Source organism: Hyphomicrobium sp. (genome assembly GCF_041674905.1).
Lineage (GTDB): Bacteria > Pseudomonadota > Alphaproteobacteria > Rhizobiales > Hyphomicrobiaceae > Hyphomicrobium_B.
In genome coordinates this window covers 1-22,197 of sequence record NZ_JBAYUV010000042.1, presented here as the reverse complement: position 1 = coordinate 22,197, position 22,197 = coordinate 1, and the positions used below count along the sequence as shown (strand labels likewise).

The following is a 22,197-nucleotide window of genomic DNA, read 5'->3' as shown; positions in this document are numbered from 1 at the left end:
GTCGCATCAGCTTGCCAAACCGTTTGGCAACCAGACGCTACGCAGTCGCAGCCGACCGAATTCCGCCACTCGCGATGCATCGCCCGGGCGCCAACGATTTGCCAATACGGTCTCTTTGCCGCTGGCGTCTGTCGCGAATCCGTCAAAGGCGGATTCTAACCTGGCGAAACCCCCTTTCGTACCTTCCGGGACCAAGCCATGAGCGCTGATGAACGACGCGAGTCTCCGTTTGCAGCCAGCATGCTGGAGCACGCCGACGCGCCGACGCGAAATAATTCCGACAACCCAACCATGGGCGAAATCGTCAGCCTGCGCTTTTCAAGACGAATCGTCTTGCAGGGCGCGCTCGCCGTTTCGGCGATTTCGACGACGGTCGGCATGACGGCTTTAACCGCCGCGAAGATCGCCAAAGCAGAGCCCAGCCAATCCGCGTTCCGCTTCACCGAGCTCGAAGCCGGCGTTGATGCCAACCACCACATTGCGGAAGGCTACGACGCCGACGTCTTGCTTCGCTGGGGTGAGGCGCTTTTTCCCGACTCTCCGAGCTTCGACCCCACGCGGCAAACACCGGAAGCGCAAGCCCGCCAGTTTGGCTACAACAACGACTTCGTCGGTTATCTGCCGATGCTTGGCGCGGTCGATCCGTCAGCACACGGCGTGTTATTCGTCAATCACGAGTACACCAACCCGCATCTCATGTTTCCCGGCATCGTCGAAATCAAGAACGGCAAACTGAGCATGCACGCCGCGACGCCTGAACGCTTTCGCATAGAAGCAATGGCGCACGGCGCAACGATCGCCGAAATTCAAAAAATCGACGGAAAATGGGGGCTGGTGCGAGACTCACGCCTGAACCGCCGCATTACAGCCGCCACCGAGATCCATCTCTCAGGGCCGGTTGCCGGAACGGATCGCGTCAAGACAAACGCCGATCCGAGCGGCCGCAAGGTTTTCGGCACGCTCAACAACTGCTCGGGCGCAATGACGCCCTGGGGCACCTTCGTGTCCGGCGAAGAAAACATTCACGGCTATTTCTCCGGCGCACTTCCAGAAGGACATCGTGAAGCGGCGAACTATCAGCGTCTCGCCATTCCCTCTGCGCCCTACGCTTGGGGACGTTTCGACGATCGCTTCGATCTCTCGAAAGAGCCGAATGAGGCCAACCGCTTCGGCTGGGTCGTTGAAGTCGACCCGTTCGACCCTCAGTCCGTTCCGAAGAAACGCACCGCGCTTGGGCGCTTCAAACACGAGGGTGCCGACAACGTCGTCGCCAAGGACGGCCGCGTCGCCTTCTACCTCGGCGACGACGAGCGGTTCGACTACGTGTACAAATTCGTGACCGCAGGGCGCTTCGATCCGGCCAACCGCGCGGCAAACATGGACCTGCTCGATGCCGGCACGCTGCATGTTGCCAAATTCTCCGCCGACGGATCAATTATCTGGCTGCCGCTGGTCTTCGACCAGGGACCGCTCACCGAGGCCAACGATTTCAGCGGCCAAGCCGATGTCCTGATCGAGGCGCGTCGTGCCGCCGACCTTCTCGGCGCCACTAAAATGGATCGGCCCGAAGATATCACGCCCAATCCGGTAACCGGGCGCGTCTATATCATGCTGACCAACAACACGAAGCGTAAGCCGGATGAGATCGACGCCGCCAACCCGCGCGCGGAAAATGTCTTCGGCCACATCATCGAAATCATAGAGAACGGCGGCGATCACGCGGCAACGAGCGGGCGTTGGGAAATCCTGCTCAAGTGCGGTGATCCGTCTGTCGCCGACGTCGGAGCGACCTTCTCCACCGAGACCAGCAGAAACGGCTGGTTCGGCATGCCGGACAACGCCGTCGTCGATTCCGCCGGACGCTTATGGGTCGCAACCGACGGCAACGACGCAGCAGTGACCGGCCGTGCCGATGGACTCTGGGCCATCGATACGGAGGGACCGTCACGGGCAACGTCGAAGCTCTTCTATCGCGTGCCACATGGTGCGGAGCTTTGCGGCCCTTGCTTCACGCCGGACGATACGACAGCTTTCGTCGCCGTTCAGCACCCCGCCGACGACGGACCAGACTGGCCGGCCTTCGGGCGCTTTTCATACTACGAGGATCTTTCCACGCGCTGGCCGGACTTCAAACCGGATATGCCGGCTCGCCCATCCGTCGTTGCGATCACGCGTAAGGGCGGCGGCAAGATTGGGACATGACCGAAAGGCATCTTTCCAAAGGGCAACAGCGTGATGCATGACGCAGCGATCTCACTTCGGCACGACCACATTTTTCGGCTGCAGTAGTTCAAGCTGATCGAACGTCACAGAGGGTGTCACGATCGTGCACGATCTGTCGTCTGATGGATCGGTGCAGTCGATCTCCAATCCATTCGGATAAGCGCTGACATTCTTGCACGCCGCTTTGAAGCGCTCGTGCCCCGGTGATGGATCGAGTCGCTCGAGATTTTCAACGCCGCAACTCGAACCGAGGTAAATAAGCCGTCGAACTTGGTACTCGGCGGTCTCAGCAGCAGCCTGACTGCAGATCGCGCACACAACGAGCTGAGGCAAGCATCTCCTCATCAATCTTTAGGCTGTGATTCAATGTAGGAACGAATAGCCCACATCGCTTCCTGACTGAGAATGCCTTCAAAAGGCGGCATCTTCACACGATCATCGCGTTTTGCGCCGCTGCGAATTCGCATCAGAAACCACGCGTCTCCTTCATCCGAGCTTTCGAGCATCCGCAAGTCCGGCGCCATGCCGCCCGACTTCACATCGAGCCCGTGACATCGCGCACAGTTGGAATTGTAGCCGCGAGCGCCAATTTCAATGGCCTTCGGATTTCCACGATAGGGATTGGTTGCGCGCCATTCTTCGCCGAGCGGCTCGAGACCCGTCGTATCGATGGGCTGGGGCGCCATATCGCCGTGCGCCATTACGCCAGTCGCAAAAATCGCAGTAGCAAGAGCCGTGCACGCAATGATCGTAATGTTCCTCATGTCGTATCCTTTTGTTCAATCATGGGCAGCGACAGTTTTGGGCGGCGGATCGAGCCAGATGCGCCAGCCCTCGGCTCCATTGACTTGCAAAAAATAGGTTCCCGGATTTTCGATGACGTACGAGCTTTCTCCACCACCGCCGATATGAAGGTTCTGGACGACGCGATCGTCGATGGTCTTCACGTAGAGAACAAAGATCACCCCATCGCTGTGAAACCGCAGCGTCGTCGGTCCATCGATCGTGAACGGCGCGGTGACGACATCCAGACGCCCTTCGAATGTCGGCTTGACGAGCTTGCGGATTTCCCCGTCGAAACATTTGAGACGCTCATCGTCGCTGGCAACCTTCATGCAGCCTTTGATGGCTTGGAGATCGTCGCGCGCGGCCGCCGCGGGCTGAAGCAGCGCGAAGCTGAGCAGCAAGCCAAAGATCAATGACCTGTCGAGCCTCATTGACCGGCCGCTGGCTCCCACTTCTCTTTGTCGTTTTCCCATTGCTTGTCGCCGTACTGCCAAGTTTGCGGGCAGCCCGTGCAACCGTACATCACCGCATCTTGAAAGATTGCGAACCTGATCTTCGTACCGTCGAACACCGCGTTGCTGAGGTTTGCCTGATACAGCTTCGCCTCCTGGAGATCCGTGCTTCTGAAAATAGCGCCGAGAAAGTTGCTACTTTTCAGAAAAGCGGCTTCGAGAGTTGCTGCACTCAAGTCCGCATTGGAAAAATTGGCCTTGACCGCGCGCGCGAACGTCATGTCGGCACCGCGCAAAACGGTTCCGGACAAATTTGCTCCGTGCAGAAAAGCGTATTGCAGCTTGGTCGCCTCGAGATTGGCGCCGGCAAGATCGGCGTTGCTTAAATTCACATGCCGCAAGTCCGCGCGTGTCAGCAGCGCACCTTTCAAATTTGCGCCAGTAAGATCGGCGTTCTTCAGATCGGCATGCCTTAAATCGGCACCTTCGCAATTGGTGTTCGGCGCAATTTTGCATCCATTGACGATCCAGGGATCGGGACGATCTTCCGAATTGACGATGACAGGATAGTCTTGCGCCCGAAGTGTTGTGACGTTGCACGCTACGGCGTATGCCGCCGCGATAATCCACGCCGCAGCAACGGCGCGGCTCGTATGATTTCGACCCATGGTGAGCCTCATATTCGAAACAAAAGGGGCAGCGGCTCGCGCTGAAAGCAGGCCGCTGCCAAGTGGCGTCCTTCAGTGGAACGCGGAGCGCATGAAATGATCGCTCCGCGCAGGGACGTTAGTTGGCTGCGGTTGTCTGAGGCACTTCGAAGACCCAGAACGATCCGCCTTGGCTTACTTGCTTCGTTTGGTCGGCCATGTCGCCGCCCCAGAGTGGCACCGCACCGCCGTAGCCCGAGGCAATGCCGATATATTGCTTGCCATCCGTCTCCCACGTGACCGGCTGCGAGACGACGCCGGAACCGGTTTGGAACTTCCACAGTTCCTTGCCGTTCTTCGCATCGAACGCTTTGACGTATCCGTCACTCGTTCCGGTGATCACGAGACCGCCCTTGGTCGTGAGCGTACCGGCCCACAGCGGCATGTGCTCAAGCGCTTCCCACACGATCTTGCCGTTGGTCGGATCGACCGCGCGCAGTGCGCCGATGTGATCGTCGAAAAGCCTATGAATGCGGAAGCCCTGACCGAGATATGCGGCGCCCTTCTTATAGGTGACATTCTCGGTCCAGTAATCTTCAGTCCAGTCATTCGACGGAATGTAGAAGAGCTTCGTATCTTGGTTGTAGCTCATTGGCATCCAGTTGGTGCCACCGAGGAAGTTCGGCGTAACCTTGATGGCTTCGCCCTTGTCCTTGCCGGGCAATGGAGCCGGCGGCCGCTTCGAATCCTTGCCCTGCGGCTCATTCGGACGACCTGAAGCGAGATCCCAACCATTCGTCCAGTTGATGTCGCGGACAAATGGCCAAATCGCGAGCGCACTTCCTGCTTGCCGATAAACGTCGCCGCTTCCGAGGCCTTTGCGTTCCGTCAGCTTGTCGAGGTCGGTGATGAAGAGAAACCCGTTGCGGTCGGCATGGGCACCGGCGCGGACGGTTTTCCCATCCTTCTCATAGTCGAAAAGCAGGATGGGGTTGTTGCCCGAGAAGTCCCAGGCATCGTTCGGAGTATGCGAAAAGAAGCCGATTAGGTTGCCCGTCGTTGGATCGACATAGGCCTGACCAGACGTGAAGAGGTTGTCGCCCGGTGTGCGATAGTGCGCGTTCCACGGCGCCGGATTGCCTGAACCGACAACAATCGTGTTGGTCTTCGCATCGAACGCCGCCGTCTGCCAGGGTGCGCCGCCGCCGTGATGCCAGGCTTCGACTTTCTCGCCCTTCGCATTGTTGGGCCACGATGGAGCATTGGCATCTCCCGTTGTCGTGGAATCCTTGCCGTTAAGCCGGCCCATGTGACCTTCAACAAGCGGACGCATCCAGATTTCTTCGCCCGTGTCGGGATCGCGCGCATAGAGCTTGCCGACAGCGCCGAACTCATCGCCGGAGTTGCCGTGAATGAGCAAAATCTTGCCGGTCTTCTGATCCTTGATGATCGACGGCGCGCCGGTAAACGCATAACCGGCTTCATGATCGTCGAACTTCTTCGTCCAGATGACCTTGCCGGTATCCTTGTTGAGCGCCGTCATGCTGCCGTCGAGCTGGCCGAAGAAAACCTTGTCGCCATAAATGGCGGCGCCACGGCTGACCACGTCGCAGCACGGACGAATGTCGTCAGGGAGCCGCGCCGAATACGACCACAGTCTTTTCCCGCTCTTCGCATCGAGCGCAAAAATTCGAGAATACGAAGCCGTGATATAGATGACGCCGTCATGGACAAGCGCCTGGCCTTCTTGTCCGCGCTGTTTCTCGTCACCAAACGAAAACGACCATTTCGGCTTCAAACCGGCAACGCTATTGACGTTGATCTGGTCGAGCGTGCTGTATCGATGCATATGCTGACCCATGCCGTAGGTCAGAACGTCATTTGTCGTTTTGTCATCGTTCGCGAGGTCTTCGTAGCTGACGGGCTTCGTCGTATGCGCCGTTTCCGCGCCAACCGCGGCGAAACCCGCGACTGAAATCGACAACGAGGCCGTCGCTGCGAACAAAGCCGCGCGACTGACGCGAATAGGGAGTGTTGCTGCCATGGGTGTACCTCCAGGTAATTTTGTGATTGGCACGCCGCGTCGAGTGCGGCTGCTGACGTCGTGGTTCGCGGCCATTTCGCCGACAAACCTGGGGCGCACTCTGTGTGCTGATTGAGTTTGCTGCCACCCTCCGAAAGAGGTGGCCGATAGCCGAATGTCTCGTCAGCGAGACATTTCTCGCTTCAATTGGAGCGATCCGCGGCGAAGCAGAAACTCTCCGGAGCGCCGGCAATGCCCAGCCGGTTCATTCTCCGATAGAGCGTCGCGCGGCCGATGCCGAGATCGCGCGCTGCGGCTGAAAGATTGCCATCGCAGCGCGCAATCGCTCGATGAAGTTCCGCGCGCTCCGCGCTTTGCAAATCGGAGGATTGACGCTCTCTTGCGAGGACGTCAGCAAGGGGCCGACCGAGCATATTGCCGGACAACCCGAGCAATTGACGCGCTGATCGCGTCGCCCCAACGACGATATCGTATTGATTGACGGCGATCAGAGCCGAGCACCGCGCATCCTGCTCGTAAGGCATCACGACGCGGCAATCGCGAAACACCTCACGAAAGTTTTCGCTTTCAATCTTACGAGCAAAGTCCGACACGACCATAGCAATGAGCGCGGTCATATTCCCGTTTGAATCTGCATTGGAACATGTCGAGATGTCGATTACGGCTGCCAATGCCGCATTCTCGTCGAATATCGGCGCGCCCATGCATCGCATCACTGCATTCCGAGCATGGAAATGTTCATGGCCGAAAACGGCGACGGCACGTTGCTCCGCAAGGCAGGTCCCAATGCCATTCGTGCCTTCGTTACCTTCACTCCAGATTGATCCGCTCGAAAGCCCCCATTGCCCGAAGAGAGCACCATCGGCCGGCTTCGCACGATGCTCGATGATTAAACCCTCGGAGTCTGCGAACAGCACGCAACACCCGGCGTGCCCGACGACGTTGAAAATTCGATCGAGCCTCGGCGTCGCAATTTTTGCCAAACGCCCGAGCCTATCGGAGGCCTGCCTGAGAACGGACGTCTCAACTCTATTGGGCCGGGACGCCGTATCGGGATCGAGCTTATGAAACAACAGCGATCGCCGCCATGATGCGGTCAGTGCCGATTGCGCTGCGGAGGATGCCGACTCGACAGCGTTGCGAACATTGTGGGCATGATTGAACTCACGACCATTTCTTTCGAACTGGTTCATTGCCGTCCACTTGCGCAAGCGAATAGGACGAGCGAAAACGCTCATTTGAAATTCAGTTGCACGACCAGCGCGCAGCGCGGCCGTCGCAATCAAGCTCTGAATTTTTTATGAGATGAGACGAACCGATTTCATCCACTGATCTCCCGGAGGTTTCGTTTTTTGCGCCACTTTTAGCCGTGGTCGCTTTCGGCGATGAAGGATCAAAGCGTCCACTCGGCGCCATTCAACTTTGGGCCAAATTTCCGATCATTCACGCAAAAACGGGAATGTATTCCCTCCGCCAAGGAAGGTTCACCTCACGAAAGGCGCGAGACAACGGCAAAAGTAGAATTTTACCGCACACCGAGGAAGACGAATGGCGCTCTCGTCGCGCATGGCGACGTTATCCGGCGACCGAGGCCTTCAACCGATCGACGCCCCGTTCCCAGTTCAACGCCTGGTTCACGATCTCGTCGAGATTGTCATGCTGCGGCAGCCAGCCGAGCGCATCGCGGATCTTGGCGGACGCCGCAACGATCGCTGCCGGATCTCCGGCGCGGCGCGGCGATAGCACGACTTTGAAGTCGTTGCCCGATGCCCGCTTCACGGCCGCGATGACCTCATGCACCGAATATCCCTTCGAATATCCGCAGTTGAAGATCTCCGACGCGCCGCCGCTGCGCAGGTATTTCAATGCCACGAGATGAGCGGCCGCCAAGTCATTCACCTGGATGTAGTCGCGAATGCACGTGCCATCGGGCGTCGGATAATCGGTGCCAAAGACTTCCATTTGGCTGCGCTTGCCAACCGCTGTTTCGCAGGCGACCTTGATCAGATGCGTCGCTTTTGGCGTCGACTGGCCCGAGCGGCCTTTGTGGTCGGCCCCCGCGACGTTGAAATAGCGCAGCGCGACGAAGCGGAAATCATGCGCGCGCGAGGCATCGGCAAGCATGATCTCGGTCATCAATTTCGATGAGCCGTAAGGCGACATCGGCATGAGCGTCGCCGTTTCAGTGACGGGGTTTTCCTTCGGATTGCCGTAGACCGCCGCCGTCGACGAGAAAATGAAATTCTTAACGCCGCTCTCGACGGCGGTTGCGATCAGCCCACGCGAATTAACGGTATTGTTCAGATAGTAGCCGAGCGGATCGGCGACGGAATCCGGCACCACGATCGAGCCTGCGAAATGGATGATCGCGGTGACGCCATGATCTTGGATCGTCTGCCGGACGACATTCGTATCGGCGATATCGGCAACGACGAGGTCTGCTCCGGGGGCCACGGCCCAACGATATCCCGTCGACAGATTATCGATGACGACGACTTTCTCGCCGGCATCCAGAAGTTCCAGAACCATGTGACTGCCGATGTATCCGGCGCCGCCCGTAACCAAAACGCTCATGACGTTGGCACAACCTTCCGAATTCTTTTCACGCCGCAACCGCGCAGGCACGTCGCCGCCGATACGGCTGGCCAGCCGATCAATATAGCAAAAAGCGCGCCGCCTGCCCGTTGCAGCCGCCATTTGCCGGCTACGACGACAGCACGTTGAAACACGAATCCCGCATTAAAAAGCGCTCCCGTGAGAAAACGGAAGCGCTTTAAAATCTTATCGGATCTCGGACCGTGGAGGCCCGGCAATCGCCGATCAGTAGTCGAAGCGCACCATTCCGCCGCCGTAGAGACCCTCGCCGCCGCTGCGCGACTCGCCGCTATCGTTCACGAACTGATTGCCGACGTTGAACGTCAACCTCATCGGAATTTTCGGCGTCACGTTGTAACGCAAGGTCGTGAACGCACCAACGCGCGTCGCGACATCGCCATCGTCATCAAGAACCGAAGCCTCAGGTCCGAAGATGACGCTCTCTGCGCCGAGCATTTTCTGGAAGTTGTAGCCGATGCGGCCCTGCGCCCAGTACGAATTGAAAGCCATCGAATAGCTGGTTTCGAACGACCCGTAGAACCGATCTTCGCTTTGATCATCGGTTTCGAGCTCGAAGGCAACCTTCAGGCCGGAGTCCGTGCCGCGAACGTCATTGTTCAGATCGTCCGGCGACAAATGCACGTCGCGCACTTCGTACCCGATATAGGCCGTCGCGCTCCATTTGTCCTGCACCCACTGATAACCGAGCATCACGTCGAGCGAACGATCCCTGGCATCGATCTTGGTGCCGGCTGGCGCCGATGCTTCCGGATCGGGCGTGAATGGACCGCCCGTCGCCCGGTAGTCGTAATCGGCAATGATGCCTTCCGAGCGCAGGATGAAGCCGTTCGTATAGAAGCCGCCATTCAGCTTGGCGAGCGCGCCGGTATAGAAGGCCCACGCATGGTTCGCGCCCTCTGCGCCCGCGTAGCTGATATACTTCGGCCCCTGCGTATCGTCGATTTCACTACCCGGATTCATGACTTCCGAACGGCCGAGCTTGTAGATCAGCGATGCGCGCGCTGTCAGAAGCGACGGAACTTCCTTGTCGACGTAATCCGCGCCGTCGAAATTACCTGAGTTCGTCACCCGGCCCGAGTAATCCGCATATCGAACTTCGCCGCGCAGGAAGAAATTATCAGTCAGCCGCGACTCGACACCGCCGCCAACGAAGTAGCCACCAAAGGTTCGCGAAGACGCGCCGCGAAGCGTTGTTCCCGGAGCGGACGGCGGATCGATATCCCACCAGCCATCATTGTCGAAATGCGCTTCCGTGTAGCCTGCGGTCGCGAAAACAAGCGTGCGGTTGTTAACCAGAAAACCTGCGCGTGCGCCAATAGCCCAGGCGCGATCGATCTCCAGCGCGTTGTGGTCGTCGCGATTACCGCGCGTGATATCCGAAAGATCCATGTCGCCAAAAACACCGACCACAAACCGGTCGCCGATCTGCCGGTCCACACCGTAGATCAGTGAAACCAGCCCGCCGTCGGCGTGTTCGGTTCTCGACGAGCTCTCGCCCTCGCTATCGCGGTAATTGTTCTTCGAGCGGTTGTGACCGTAGCCCCAACCCGCACCGAAATAGAACCCCGACCAAGTCGGTTGTTCAATAACCGGCGCCGTGTCCTTCAGTGAGCCGAATGGACCATCAGCATATGCAGTCCCTGCCATGATGCACAGAAGTGCAGCGGTCGAGATGGACCCCAAAACGAGTTTCATATACCCACTCCCAAAAGGGCGTTGACACCCTGCACATCCGCGCCGATCGAAAAACAGCGCTCCTTGTGCGTCTCAATTTCAAAAATCGAGTCAGGGTGATTCGCCTCCGGGTGTCGAGGCGGAGCACGCGTCAAGCCCACGAAGCCTCGCTTGCAATGGCGCGCATGTCACAGTTTGGCTGCGAACCCCTAGTCAAGCCGCCGGCTGCAATGATCCCATGCTTTCTTGCGCACGCCATTGCTCCGGCTTTAACTGTATATTCATACCCATTTCTGTGGATTGCGGCTTGACTGCTTCGGCCAACTGCAGCCTCGCCATCGCGACCGGCTCGCACGGCGTTCCGTGCCACCGGGTCGCTTCAGGCAACATCTCACCTTTCATGAGGACGGAGAGGGGCCCGAGGTTCGAGCCATCCCGCATTTCAGTTCCGTACAGAACCACCGCCATGTTTCCGACGCTGCAATTGTCGTCGATTTTGATGACATCCGCCTTGAAAACCCGATCCTCAAACAGATGCGTCTGGATGGTCGCGCCCATATTCAGGCAAGCCCGGTCGCCGATTTCAACAAGGTCGAATTCCGAAAATAGCGTTGTGCCGAGATAGCACCATTTTCCGACTTTGCAGCCCATCAAACGCAGGTACGCAGCCAGAAATGGCGTTCCCATCAATGGTGTCATCGCTGGTGCCGCGACGGCTTCATAGACCCCGTTGACCAGCTCGTTATTCCAGATAAATCGCGACCAGAGCGGCTTCACCACCGGCGCGATGCGGCCAATGAACAAAACTTTGACGAGTGCGGACAACCGCATCGAAACGAAAGCCAGCGCCGACGCTAGCAACGGCACGAAAAGGACGAGCAGCCATGTGGGCATCATCGCGCGGTGCGAGACAACGATCAGCGTAACGAACGTCACGGTGTCGAGCGCGAAGATCGACCCCGGCAGCAGGATCCGCGTCGTATCCGTCAGCGTACGCGCGATGAGCGCTCCACGGGTCGGCGCAAAGATCTCTTTGTCGTCGAAGGTCGCCTCTTGCTGAGTTTGCGGAAGGGCAAATCCCGGCGCGCCGAACCATTTCGTGTCGTTCGGAACGTGACTGACGTTCGCAGGCGGCGTCGATGCCGCGCCAATCAAGGAGTTGCTGCCGATCGTATGTCCGCCGGAAACCACCGCGCTGTTGCCGATGAAGCTGCGTGCGCCGATGCTGACTTTTCCGACTTCGACCGTGCCGCCATGGATGCGCTGGCCACCAACGAGGCACGCGTCCGCAAGAAAACTTCCCTCGCCGACTTCCAAAAGGTTCGGCGTGATGTGCGAGACCGTCGAGATCTCCGAACCCGCACCGATTTTTGCGCCAAGCGCGCGAAGCAGCGACGGGCAGAAGATCGTCGCATAGATCGGTTGTACAATCGTCTTCGTATTCTCGAGCAGATAGCTGACGAACCAATGCTTGAGATACGCCTTGCTATAGATCGACATGCTTCCGGCTTCCAGCGGCCGCAGCACCCGCACCAGCAAAACCACGCATCCGACATACGTCAGGATGCCGACGGGCACGGCGACGAATGCTCCGATCGCGCCACCGAGCGGACCTGCAAGCCAGAGACCGCCGAGGATCAGCGCCAGAGAGGGCGCGAGTGTCGCGACAAGGAAGTAGCCCATCGCATAGATGGATACGAGATGCAGCACGCCGAACAAGAATCTGCGGCCCATGCGCGAATCTGCATCGGCTGGCGGCACGGCGACGTCCGCAACACGCGCCGGCGATCCACGACGGCCCTCGCCGGCTTTCATCACCGTTGCGTCGCTCAGCGCCGACATGTCGTCGAGCCGCGCGCCATCACCCATCGTCGTGTCGAGCCCGAGATTGCAGTGCATGCCGATGAAACAGTTCGCGCCGATCTCGACAGGCGCGATGACGAGATACCCGCCCTCAACCCGGTATCCGAGAATCTGCGTTTCGAGACCGACGCTCGAACCGTCACCGATCGATACAGCGTCGAATGCGCCGCAAAGCGACGTCGAGAGCGTGACGTTGCGGCCGATCTTGGCGCCCATCGCGCGCCAGTAAAGGCTCATCAGCGGCGTACCGGAAAACATTTCGGCCCAACCGAGCGGCTGGAAGCATTGTACCAGCCACCATCGGAAATAATAGAAGCTCCAGAGCGGATAACGCCCAGGTTTCACGCGCCCTATAACCATCCATTTGAGCGCAACGGTAAAAAGCAAAGCGCATGGCCAAAGTGCGAAACCGACCGTCGTCATGATCGCCCCAGCCAGAGGCCAAGCAATCTCACCGTCGATAACCGACGTCGCCATAACCACGACGAATGCCAACGGCGCGGCGACGATGCCGTAATATACAAAAATGCTGATGGCCTGGAGTGCAGCTACTGTCCAACGTGTCAGAGCGGCGGCCTTCTTGATCGGACGCGGCTGTGCCACTGAATCGTCGGAACAGGCCTGCTGGCTGGCGCGGCGCGTTTCAAGAACGTTCGCAAGCTGGCGCACCGTCCGGTGATCATAAAAGTCGCGCACGGAAATCGGCGCATCCGGTACAGCAGCCCTGACCAGACTGACGGCCTGTGACGCCAGCAGCGAGTGCCCGCCGAGATCGACAAAGAAATCCGCCGTCGTCGAGATTTCAGAAAGTTGAAATGCCGTCGCCCACGACGCGGCAAGGCGCTTCTCGAGATCGCTTTCCGGCAGAACCATTTCACTGGGTCCGTTCAGAAGCGTCCGCGGCCTGGGCAAGCTTTTGCGATCGACTTTGCCGCTCGACATCATCGGCAGCTCTTCGATGACATCGAGATATTGCGGCACCATATAGGGTGGCAGCCGATTACGAAGAACCTCCGCGATCGCGTGCCTGTCAAGATCGGCAGCCTGATCATTGACGACGATGAATGCAGCGAGTTGCTTCATCTCGCCAATGTCCGTCACGGCGACCGCCGCAGCCTTGATGGCCGGATTTTCGATCAGAACGGATTCGATCTCCGATAGCTCGATACGAAAGCCGCGAATTTTAACCTGATCGTCGAGACGCCCGAGGAAATAAAGCTCTCCATCGTCTCCGAGACGCACGTGATCAAAGGTTCTGTAAAGCCGGTCTTTCCGTTCCGGCTCGAACGGGTTCGCGATGAACCGCTGCTCGGTGAGCGTCTCGAAATTCATGTAGCCGCGACCGACCCCAGCCCCGCCGATGAACAGTTCGCCGCATTCACCCGGCGCCACCGGCCGCATGTTTTCATCAAGAACGTAAGTCGTATAGCCGGGAAGCGCCGTGCCGATCGAAACCGGCACGCCGCTGACGCACTCCGACCACGTGGCAACGACGGTCGCTTCCGTCGGCCCATAAGTATTGAGCATGCGCCGGCCCGGCCGCGCCCACCGCGTCACCAACTCGTTGGAGCAAGCTTCGCCGCCGAGCACGAGCGTTGTGACCGTATCCAGATCCCGGTCGATCATCGCCAGCATCGTCGGAACAGTAGAGAAATAAGTGATATTGTTGTCGTTGATGAAATCGGCAACATCGGCAGGCGAACGCTGAATTTCCTCGGTCGGCACAACCAGCGTACCGCCGCGGGAAAATGCAGCCCAGATTTCCTCGACCGAAGCATCGAAGGCCGTCGAGAACCCCTGATAAACGCGATCCTGTTCGGTAATGCCGTAGACGGTCTTGAGCGACTTTACGAACGCCAAGGCATTGCGATGCTCGATCATGACGCCCTTCGGACGTCCAGTCGAACCCGATGTGTAAATGATGTAGCTCAGCGCGGCAGGGGTAAGTCGCCGCTCAAAATCGACCATCGGAACGACCGGCTCGAGCAGAATTTTTTCATGCACGGCATCGAGAGCCAGCACAGGCGTGTCGAGTTCGCAGTCAAGCTCGCTCCCCAGGACACCCTCCGACACGATGAACCGCAGCTGCGCATCGTCGGCGATGGCGCGAATGCGATCCATCGGCCACTTCGGATCGATCGGAACGTAAGCCGCGCCGGCTTTGAGGATGCCAAGCATCGCAGCGTAAAGTCGGGGCGATTTCTTCAGACAAATTCCTACCAGCGAACCGACACCGACCCCTTGCCGAACCAGATAGTGAGCGATCTGGTTCGCATCGCAGTCGAGCTCTTCATATGTGAAAATCTGGCCGCTGAACTCAACGGCCGGGTGGTCGGGATGGATCAGCGCCTGCTGTTCGAAATGTTGATGAAGGAGACGTGGCTCGCGGGGCCTCTCATCCTGCCAAAGCTGGAAATCTATCTCTTGAATGGCCAAGGGAAACCTCACTCAAACAGCAGCCCAACGGAGCACGCGTCGAAACGGAACGACTTGACGCGAGCGCTACGGAGTAGCGATGCCCTTGATTGTTGACGACCCAAGTCCTGAAAACGGGTTGTAGGAACCTGTGTTTAGAACGTCCTGGAAGAAGGCGATCGTCACCCAGATCGAAGGCGACATCCGCGATCTCAGCAATTCCGGTGCCAAGCATCTTCACGTAGGCTTCCTTGAGGGTCCAAAGCCGGGAAACGGCACCGGCACGTTTGCTTACCGAAAGCTTTTCGAGCGCGTTACGCTCACGCTCCGACATCACGTCATTGAGCCAGTCGGAGGCAAAATCGAATGAAGCATCGGCGATATCGACGCCGACGTCACCGACCGTCGAAACGGCGATGACGGACATCTTTGAGGTGTGGGAACAGCTGAATTTAAGGTTGTTTTCGCTGTTCAAAAGGATCGGCTGCGCGTTTGCCGTACGGCCGAAACACCAAGCATTAGGAGTCACTTTACCGGCAACACTTTCCGACAGCGCCTGACGCAGAACCGCACGCACTGAGAGTGATCGCTGCCGCGTGGCCGTATGACGAACCGGAGCGAACTCGGTGAAATCGGATTTGGTCAAGTTTGCGTCTGCATTGCTCAGATTCGAATTTGCGGCGTGGTCGACGTACCAGATTCGCACACCCGGGACGGCATCCCGTCCCTCAATTGACCCACGCCCCTCATCCGCCGTCGCCCCTTTCGGAAACGTGGAGCTAGGCGCGAAAAGCCATCCAATTCGCCGAAAAACCGCAAAAAAAGCAGATCTTTTTGTAGTAAAATTTTCGAGATACACAGACGAGCCTCGATTATCGAAATGGGCCGACTGCGATCTGCTTTAAAAAGACGTGCCAATTAACCCGACGGCAACCTTTGATATTGAATCAAATTGCCCGCACCGCATTAAAGGTGAAAACATCGTTACGATTGGCCAGGTGTACTCTGGTTAAAACCGATTCAGCGCATATGTGAGGTATCGCGTGTGCCCTGGCGCTATCATCCAGATTTACGCGACGATCGAATGCCGGACGGGAACCGCGTGACGAGACCAACACGAAATTGCGGCGTGCGATTTGCTTTAGCGGGGATCGCCGTCTTCGGTTTTGGAGCACATTGGGTGTTAAGCCCCCAAATTGCACAATCAGAAACAGTGACAATTGATGCGGCGGATATGAAAAAAGGCCATGGGATCACGGAAACCGGCCTGAAACCTGTTTATCCGACGAACTTCAAGTGCTCCCCCATCACCTCGCTCTACGCAAGCTGGATCGATGTCGACGGCTCGCGCCGCGATGAGATCCACTCCGGCATCGATGCCGGTAAATTCGGCGAATGGATTCTCGCTCCTGCATCCGGAACCATCCGAGCCGTCTGGAAAGCCGACTGGCAATGGGGTGCCGAAGGCGCTCTTCTACTGAAGCACGATCGGCGTGACGTTAACCTGCCTAACGGCTCGAAACACTATTACTCCGAGTTCGATCACCTGAGCTTCGATGAGATTAAGGATTTCAAGGTCGGGCAGAAGATCGAACGCGGGCAAAAACTGGCGCGGGTCAGCCGTCCCGGAGAACAATCTTCTTACCTGCCCGAGGTTCACTGGGAGGTTTGGGAAGTCGGCAGCGATGATCTCGTTTGGCGCAAAAATCGTTACGGTGCCCCGGAATGGTGGAACGAAACCGCCCAGCTCATCGACCCGCTTTATATGCTCGGGATAAATAATCCGCCTAAAGACGGTCAGAGCGTCCTCATCACCCCATTCGAGGCAGGCCGCGACTTTAAACGTTTTCGCGGCTTTACGTACATTCTGGCGTGCAATCCGAAGTGAACCCCACTTAACAGTGCGCATTGAACCCGCTGTTGGCATCCCTCTTGCTTTGCTCCGTCGAGTTTCTCGGTTTTGAGCAGGAGCCGTCCATGCGCAGAAATTTGAAAAGATCGTGCAGCCGAAGCGTCGCGTTTTCTCTGTTGGCCACCGCGCTGACGGCCGGAATGACGTCATTGCCGGCGGCCGCCCAAAGCCCGCAGGCGACAACTGATGCCGATAACGGTACGGTTTGGTGGAATGAGTTGATCTCGGCCGACCCGGACCGAAGCCGAGATTTCTATCAAAGCGTCGCCGGATGGACGCCGAAAATCGTGGCGGCCGATGACAATACGCGCGCACCGGCGCCCGGCGAACCTGCGTACACGTTGTTCGCCGCTGGCCCTACTGAAGCCGCGGGCCTGACGAAATATGAAGGCAAAGATCCGAGCGATCCGAAGCCGGGCTGGCTGATGTATATTCAGGTCGCCGACGTCGACAATGCCGTTGGCGAGGCATTGAAAAAAGGCGGCAAGATTTTACGCGCCCCGGCGGATGCTACAAAAATCGGACGCATCGCTGTCGTGCAGGATCCTGATGGCAATGCCATTGGTCTCTATTCACCGATCAAAACGGTCGCTCCAACGCAATAATAGCATCGAACGATCGAGAAACTGTTCAAACTGCGCAACAGGCGACGTTGAGCGGAAAAACATGCTCTGCGTCGATCTCACAACTTTAGAATTTTCGGCCGCGCGTTTTCCGCGTGCCGGACTGTGCGTTACGCTGAAGCGCGTTACGCCATCGATTTGCAAAGTTGAAAGTTGGACACGTTTCGTGCGGCCGGCATAAGCCGCCTATCTCGCCCGCGGCCGCAAATGATCTCGCCTGCTATTTCCAGGCTGCGAGAAGTTGCCTGTTCTTTTCGTTCGTTCGGTTCTCGACTTCAAGAACGTTCGCCACGATCCGGAAGTGCCGCATCAGTTCGTCGCCGAGCTCACGATCGTACTCCAATCGCTCGATCGCCGTCTGCATGCACTCAAGCCACGAATCGCGCTCCGCAGGCCCGACCTCAACGTGGCGATGCATCTCCCGCACGTCCGAATGGCCGTGCTTTTCGATGTATAATTTCGGCCCCCCAAAAAAACCGGACAGAAAGTTAAACTGCTCCTCGCGGGAATGCGCGATACCCATGCCACGGAGATGCAGGATGCTGAGTAGATTGCCTTGCGGCTCGAATTCGATGATGTCGTAGAACGTATCAATAAGCTTCCGCAGAGCTGGCGCGCCACCCATACGTTGATAAATGCTGGCTTGAGCCATGGCCTTCTCCTCCTATTTCGACCCGCCATATCGGATAACGATATAAATGCGCAACAGAACTGGCAGGAACTCAATTCTCTCGGCGGCGGCGCCTCGAGTATCATGCGGCCGTTACGTCTTCTCCGGTCATTGACTCAGATCATTTTCTGGCACCGGCGGCGAAACTCAGCGGAAATCGCCAACGCGTTTAAGGAAAGGTGGCTAGAGGCAAATGCCTCTAGCCAAGTTTGCGCACATGTCGAATGACAGGGATTATGCGCGCTCCGTCTGAGGATGGGTTCGCAAGCGCAGAGGATCGTAGAACGGCATACGCACAACCGTGCCGGCGTAATCCTTGTCGTCATGCAGCGTCAATTCGGTGCCGAGTTTCGTAAACTCCGGCTTCAATTGCGCCATAACGAGCGACTTCATCAGATGCCGGCTGAAGGTCGAACTGCACACGACACCAACTTGCGTGCCTTTGGCGGTGATCTTCGAGCCGGGTTCAATAGCCTTCGCCGCATCGACTTCGATGCCCGCGATAAACGACCGTTCTTTTCCCTTCTTAGCCGCAAGCGCGTCCTTGCCGACGAAGTCAGGCTTCGACAAGTCGACTGTCCAGCCGGCGCGCACTTCCCAAGGCGTCGTATCTTCGTTCGTCATATCGAATGGGAAGAACAAGAGGCCGCTCTCGACGCGAATAATGTCAAGGCAGGACCATGAGGCCGGCACGATCCCAGCATCCTTACCGGCCTTGAGGATCGAATCCCAGATAAACGGAGCGTCTGCGGCCGAGCAGAAGACTTCATAGCCGCGTTCGCCGGAATACCCGCCGCGCCCGATCGAAACCGGCTTTCCGAACAGCGTCGTTTTTTGATGACGAAAATAGCCGAGCCCCGCCAGATCCATCGGTGTGTGCCGGGCAAGCGTTTCGAGCGCCAGAGGGCCCTGAAGCGACAGGATGTGGACGTCGTTGTCGGGTTCGACCTTGACGTTGAAACGGCCTTTGCTGGCTGCGGCAGCCTCCTCGAAAGTGCCGCCGCCGTGCGAAACGCGAAACTGGTCCGGACTATCGACATAAACCAGAACGTCGTCGATCAGGCCGCCGTTGGCATTGACGATGTTGCTGATATGGGAATCGCCGGCCTTGGCCTTCGAAATGTCGGTCGTGAGAAGGTGATTCAAGAACGCCTGCGCTTCCGGACCGTTGACGTTCACCATTCTGAGCCCCGAGACATCGAACAGCCCCGCGCGGGAGCGCACGGCCTCCGTCTCCTCATAGGGATTCGTCGCATAGTTCTGCGGGATCGGCATATCGTTCCAAGCTGTCGATAGATCCGATCCCAGGGCCCGGTGACGATCGTTGAGAGCTGATTGGCGCGAAAAAGACATGAGATATCCTTTTAAAATTTTACGTTCAGGCCAAGCCGCCCGACACTTGTTTTTTTTGACTCGATTATTCGAACAGAAAGCCGACCGGCGTTGGCTTCCCGTCATCGTATTTGCCAAGCCATTCCTTCGTGATGTCGAAATAGCGGGTGAGGCCTTTGTACTCCACCAGTTCCGGCGGCAGCGTTTGAAGAACGCGATGCATTCTCCGAGCCTTATTGAGGTCGGTCACGAGCTCATCCATCTTGATGAGATAGGCGCGGATCGAGAACAAAATCGCGTTCGACCGCGGCAGACGCCAGAGCGCCTGAAGCTCAACACGCAAATGAACTTTGCCGCCGACGTTCTCCGGCGTGACGGTGGCGCGATCGGTGCCCCATTTGTGATAGTTTTCGGGGCTCGTATCCAGGCGGGAGTTGACCGTCATCGTCCAATTGAGACGCCGCACCGGCTTTCCGTACTGAAGCGCCAGAAGGAATTTCAACGCGCGATCGAAAACGCCGGCTTCATGCGCCAGCGGCACGGGCGCATGCCATTCCATGAAGTTCATGCCAACGTCGAAATCAAGCGACCAATCGGCTTGCGATGTCGCGATGCCCGCGTCCATCCAGAGATTGTTGTCTCTCTGATCGGACAGCGTGAAGTCACCCTGGCATTGCCTGGTGATATATTCCATCGGCTGATAGGGAAGCGTCGAGGCGTCGCCGAAGCGGAACTTGTTCTCTATTTTGAGCGGGCGATTGATCCAGTGCCAATCATCGCCGTTCCTCTCGAGCGTGAAGTGCTCGGGATAGTCGCGCGCCAGGCTAGTCATGATCAGCTCAAGCGTATCCCATTGCGCGAGCATCATATGCGGTAACGCTTGAAAGCGTGTCGGGTCTTCCTTGAGGACGAGCGCGCGGTCTCGCATGTCCGAAACATAGTGCTCGTCGATATCGAATGGAAACTCGTAAACGGACCCCTTGGGGCCGGCAATATGCGGCTCGATGTTGACCGAGTAGCGGTATTTATCCTCCCAGTAGGGGAAGGGGAAACGCTTGATCGCCGCCGGGCTGTTCGAGAACGTGAAGTCGCCCCGGAATGTCTCGTCTTTGAATATCGTGTTCATGGCATCATCCTTGTTTTATCGGTGCGTCTTAGAGATCGAGTGTCAGGCTGCCGCCGTCCATCCGAGACACACATGTCGCAATCCTGTTCCCGCAACGCTTTTCGTCGTCCGAAAGGTAATGGTCGTTGTGAAGCATTCCTCCGTGCACATCCAAAACGGCGGTCACGCACTGACCGCATGCTCCGCCGCGACAGAGGTAGGGAGCGTCGACGCCTGCCTGCTCCAAGGCTTCCAGGATGCTTTGATGCTCGCCGACGACGATTTCGCGCCCTGATTTCGCGAGCTTGACGACGAATTCGCGTCCGGGTGGCGGCGCGGCAAAGAGCTCGGAGTGGACGTTCTCCTTCGGCCAGCCTTGCTCTTTCGCCGTTTTAAGAACCCAATCGATCATCCCCTGCGGACCACACACATAGAGATGTGTTCCGAGCGGCTGGTTCTCAAGAATTTGTTCGAGCGGAATGAACTTCCCTTCGTCCGCGCGATAGATAAAGATACCCGGCGTATCATTGCCGCTGAGTAGGTCGCAATACGCGGCGTCCTTCAAAGAGCGGACCCCGTAGTGCAATTCAAAATTCGTCTTGTCGTGCTTAAACTGCGCCATCATCGCCATGAACGGCGTAATACCGATCCCACCTGCAAGCAAAATGTGCTTTCGGCCGGTCCGATCGACTGGAAAAAGATTCACAGGCTCATTGATTTCGAGCGTCATGCCTTTCGAGACACGTTCATGCATGAAAGCAGAGCCGCCTCGGGATTCCTGGACCCTCAAAACGCTGATCTGATAGGTGCTGGTATCGAGGGGCGAGCTCATCAGCGAATAAGGATTCCGCAACACCCGGGTCCCATCACGCATCGTGACGATCACGTGCGCACCAGCAGAGAAAATCGGTAACGGCTGTCCATCGATGGGGACGAACGTGAACCGTTTGATGTGATTGGCGACGCGCTCGAGTTCCTCGACGCGCACACGCCGCGAGGCGTTTGTACTCATGCAAAATCAACCTTTGCTTCTGGAACTTCGCCCGGATTTTCGGCGTCGATGCAGACGCCCTGGAAGGCTCCGATGCGCCATGAATAGTGATCGCGCACAAGCAGCGTCAAACCGCAGTGAGCACACCGCACCGGGTTCGTGGTCACGTTGTCGGTGTATCCTTTGCAGTGGACGCACTGCACGCGGCGCCTCAGCGATCCCCGGTGTTCTTTAATGACGGAGTTATAGGAAACCCCGTGCGCAATCGCCATTTTTACAACGGAACCAATCAGCGGTTCTCGTCCGGCTGCGTAGAGGCGCGTTCCCATCTTGGAAATCGCAAGAACGCTGTCGAGGCGCGCAAGCAACGTGTCGAGTGTCGGGAAGGTCCAAAAATTTCCGACCTTCGTTGCCGTCACTTTGTCGGCAACGCCACTATCGGGGGCCGAGTCGCGATCAAGCAGCACGGTCGTTCGAGCTAAAAATTCTGCGCTCGCGGACGCTGCCATGTCCAGGTAGGCATTGCTTCCTTCCGCGTCGATGACGACGATATTGCTTTTGGCAAATGGGTCTGGCTTCAACTTGTCGTAAGTCGGCCGGCTTTTAATTCCTGGCTGAATCATTGCTCCAAATATTCTCCCTTAAAAATTATATTGGATCGCGGCGAAGCTGCAAAACGTCAGATGGTCTGCGCTGCAGTCTTCGCCGCGATCAAGGATCTTCGCCCTCACCCAGCGAGCTGGAAGAACCAGTTTGCGGCGAGGACGACTATGACGCCGGCGAGCAGCACGAGGTACGGCAGGATGCCGGCCTTGCGCGTTGCGAGGTTGTCGGTCGTGAGGTT

Annotated in this window: 18 protein-coding genes; 3 read left to right on the top strand and 15 right to left on the bottom strand. The window is 57.7% G+C overall.

The features are described from left to right. Nucleotides 1-198 precede the first annotated feature (198 nt). Nucleotides 199-2,202 (top strand): PhoX family phosphatase, encoded by a 2,004-nt coding sequence (locus tag WC026_RS14730; RefSeq protein ID WP_372711767.1) that lies wholly within the window; start codon nt 199-201, stop codon nt 2,200-2,202. 51 nt (nt 2,203-2,253) lie between these two features. Here WC026_RS14730 and WC026_RS14725 read toward each other — a convergent pair whose 3' ends face one another. The 10 genes from WC026_RS14725 to WC026_RS14680 form a co-directional block, all read right to left on the bottom strand. Then, nucleotides 2,254-2,556, bottom strand: coding sequence for a hypothetical protein (locus WC026_RS14725; protein WP_372711766.1), 303 nt, complete (start codon nt 2,554-2,556; stop codon nt 2,254-2,256). A gap of 11 nt (nt 2,557-2,567) precedes the next feature. Continuing rightward, nucleotides 2,568-2,987, bottom strand: coding sequence for a cytochrome c-550 PedF (pedF, locus tag WC026_RS14720; protein WP_372711765.1), 420 nt, complete (start codon nt 2,985-2,987; stop codon nt 2,568-2,570). A gap of 15 nt (nt 2,988-3,002) precedes the next feature. Next, complete coding sequence (locus WC026_RS14715; protein ID WP_372711764.1) at nt 3,003-3,440, bottom strand: hypothetical protein; 438 nt, start codon at nt 3,438-3,440, stop codon at nt 3,003-3,005. Further along, complete coding sequence (locus tag WC026_RS14710) at nt 3,437-4,129, bottom strand: pentapeptide repeat-containing protein (protein ID WP_372711763.1); 693 nt, start codon at nt 4,127-4,129, stop codon at nt 3,437-3,439. Before WC026_RS14710 ends, WC026_RS14715 begins: the two co-directional genes overlap by 4 nt. Before the next feature lie 118 nt (nt 4,130-4,247). Then, on the bottom strand, nt 4,248-6,152 hold the full coding sequence (locus WC026_RS14705; protein ID WP_372711762.1) for a methanol/ethanol family PQQ-dependent dehydrogenase: 1,905 nt from the start codon (nt 6,150-6,152) through the stop codon (nt 4,248-4,250). 182 nt (nt 6,153-6,334) lie between these two features. After that, entirely contained in the window at nt 6,335-7,390 is a 1,056-nt protein-coding gene (locus WC026_RS14700; protein ID WP_372711761.1) for a helix-turn-helix domain-containing protein, read from the bottom strand. Between the two features lie 337 nt (nt 7,391-7,727). After that, nucleotides 7,728-8,726, bottom strand: coding sequence for a UDP-glucose 4-epimerase GalE (gene galE / locus WC026_RS14695; RefSeq protein WP_372711760.1), 999 nt, complete (start codon nt 8,724-8,726; stop codon nt 7,728-7,730). A 246-nt stretch (nt 8,727-8,972) separates the two neighbouring features. Next, the gene (gene bcsS, locus WC026_RS14690; RefSeq protein WP_372711759.1) at nt 8,973-10,463 is read right to left on the bottom strand and encodes a cellulose biosynthesis protein BcsS; all 1,491 of its coding nucleotides are present in this window, start codon (nt 10,461-10,463) and stop codon (nt 8,973-8,975) included. Nucleotides 10,464-10,655: 192 nt separating this feature from the next. Then, on the bottom strand, nt 10,656-14,741 hold the full coding sequence (locus WC026_RS14685; protein WP_372711758.1) for a Pls/PosA family non-ribosomal peptide synthetase: 4,086 nt from the start codon (nt 14,739-14,741) through the stop codon (nt 10,656-10,658). After that, on the bottom strand, nt 14,701-15,366 hold the full coding sequence (locus WC026_RS14680) for a 4'-phosphopantetheinyl transferase superfamily protein (RefSeq protein WP_372711757.1): 666 nt from the start codon (nt 15,364-15,366) through the stop codon (nt 14,701-14,703). The genes WC026_RS14685 and WC026_RS14680 overlap by 41 nt, the downstream gene beginning before the upstream one ends. 399 nt (nt 15,367-15,765) lie before the next feature. Between WC026_RS14680 and WC026_RS14675 the strand changes: the two genes are divergently transcribed. Both WC026_RS14675 and WC026_RS14670 read left to right on the top strand, forming a co-directional pair. Next, nucleotides 15,766-16,608, top strand: a complete 843-nt coding sequence (locus WC026_RS14675) for a M23 family metallopeptidase (protein ID WP_372711756.1) — start codon at nt 15,766-15,768, stop codon at nt 16,606-16,608. A gap of 164 nt (nt 16,609-16,772) precedes the next feature. Then, complete coding sequence (locus tag WC026_RS14670; RefSeq protein WP_372711755.1) at nt 16,773-17,237, top strand: VOC family protein; 465 nt, start codon at nt 16,773-16,775, stop codon at nt 17,235-17,237. 238 nt (nt 17,238-17,475) lie between these two features. On the opposite strand, the gene WC026_RS14665 is transcribed toward WC026_RS14670, so the two are convergent. The 5 genes from WC026_RS14665 to WC026_RS14645 all read right to left on the bottom strand — a co-directional run bounded on the left by WC026_RS14665 (nt 17,476) and on the right by WC026_RS14645 (nt 21,976). Further along, nucleotides 17,476-17,907 carry a group II truncated hemoglobin gene (locus tag WC026_RS14665; protein WP_372711754.1) on the bottom strand — a complete coding sequence of 144 codons (432 nt, stop codon included), beginning with the start codon at nt 17,905-17,907 and terminating at the stop codon, nt 17,476-17,478. A 252-nt stretch (nt 17,908-18,159) separates the two neighbouring features. After that, a complete protein-coding gene (locus WC026_RS14660; protein WP_372711753.1) occupies nt 18,160-19,278 on the bottom strand; it encodes an aminomethyltransferase family protein in 1,119 nt (372 codons plus the stop codon). 64 nt (nt 19,279-19,342) lie between these two features. Continuing rightward, nucleotides 19,343-20,383 carry a DUF3445 domain-containing protein gene (locus WC026_RS14655; RefSeq protein WP_372711752.1) on the bottom strand — a complete coding sequence of 347 codons (1,041 nt, stop codon included), beginning with the start codon at nt 20,381-20,383 and terminating at the stop codon, nt 19,343-19,345. Between the two features lie 28 nt (nt 20,384-20,411). Beyond that, nucleotides 20,412-21,374 (bottom strand): 2Fe-2S iron-sulfur cluster-binding protein, encoded by a 963-nt coding sequence (locus WC026_RS14650; protein ID WP_372711751.1) that lies wholly within the window; start codon nt 21,372-21,374, stop codon nt 20,412-20,414. After that, nucleotides 21,371-21,976 (bottom strand): dimethylamine monooxygenase subunit DmmA family protein, encoded by a 606-nt coding sequence (locus WC026_RS14645; RefSeq protein ID WP_372711750.1) that lies wholly within the window; start codon nt 21,974-21,976, stop codon nt 21,371-21,373. The genes WC026_RS14650 and WC026_RS14645 overlap by 4 nt, the downstream gene beginning before the upstream one ends. Nucleotides 21,977-22,197 lie beyond the last annotated feature (221 nt).

What these genes read in the sequence shown, in the direction of transcription:
- WC026_RS14730 (WP_372711767.1), top strand. Translation starts at nt 199, where the DNA reads ATGAGCGCTGATGAACGACGCGAGTCTCCGTTTGCAGCCAGCATGCTG.
- pedF (WP_372711765.1), bottom strand. Translation starts at nt 2,987, where the DNA reads ATGAGGAACATTACGATCATTGCGTGCACGGCTCTTGCTACTGCGATT.
- WC026_RS14715 (WP_372711764.1), bottom strand. Translation starts at nt 3,440, where the DNA reads ATGAGGCTCGACAGGTCATTGATCTTTGGCTTGCTGCTCAGCTTCGCG.
- WC026_RS14710 (WP_372711763.1), bottom strand. Translation starts at nt 4,129, where the DNA reads ATGGGTCGAAATCATACGAGCCGCGCCGTTGCTGCGGCGTGGATTATC.
- WC026_RS14705 (WP_372711762.1), bottom strand. Translation starts at nt 6,152, where the DNA reads ATGGCAGCAACACTCCCTATTCGCGTCAGTCGCGCGGCTTTGTTCGCA.
- WC026_RS14700 (WP_372711761.1), bottom strand. Translation starts at nt 7,390, where the DNA reads ATGAGCGTTTTCGCTCGTCCTATTCGCTTGCGCAAGTGGACGGCAATG.
- galE (WP_372711760.1), bottom strand. Translation starts at nt 8,726, where the DNA reads ATGAGCGTTTTGGTTACGGGCGGCGCCGGATACATCGGCAGTCACATG.
- bcsS (WP_372711759.1), bottom strand. Translation starts at nt 10,463, where the DNA reads ATGAAACTCGTTTTGGGGTCCATCTCGACCGCTGCACTTCTGTGCATC.
- WC026_RS14670 (WP_372711755.1), top strand. Translation starts at nt 16,773, where the DNA reads ATGACGTCATTGCCGGCGGCCGCCCAAAGCCCGCAGGCGACAACTGAT.
- WC026_RS14665 (WP_372711754.1), bottom strand. Translation starts at nt 17,907, where the DNA reads ATGGCTCAAGCCAGCATTTATCAACGTATGGGTGGCGCGCCAGCTCTG.
- WC026_RS14660 (WP_372711753.1), bottom strand. Translation starts at nt 19,278, where the DNA reads ATGTCTTTTTCGCGCCAATCAGCTCTCAACGATCGTCACCGGGCCCTG.
- WC026_RS14655 (WP_372711752.1), bottom strand. Translation starts at nt 20,383, where the DNA reads ATGAACACGATATTCAAAGACGAGACATTCCGGGGCGACTTCACGTTC.
- WC026_RS14650 (WP_372711751.1), bottom strand. Translation starts at nt 21,374, where the DNA reads ATGAGTACAAACGCCTCGCGGCGTGTGCGCGTCGAGGAACTCGAGCGC.
- WC026_RS14645 (WP_372711750.1), bottom strand. Translation starts at nt 21,976, where the DNA reads ATGATTCAGCCAGGAATTAAAAGCCGGCCGACTTACGACAAGTTGAAG.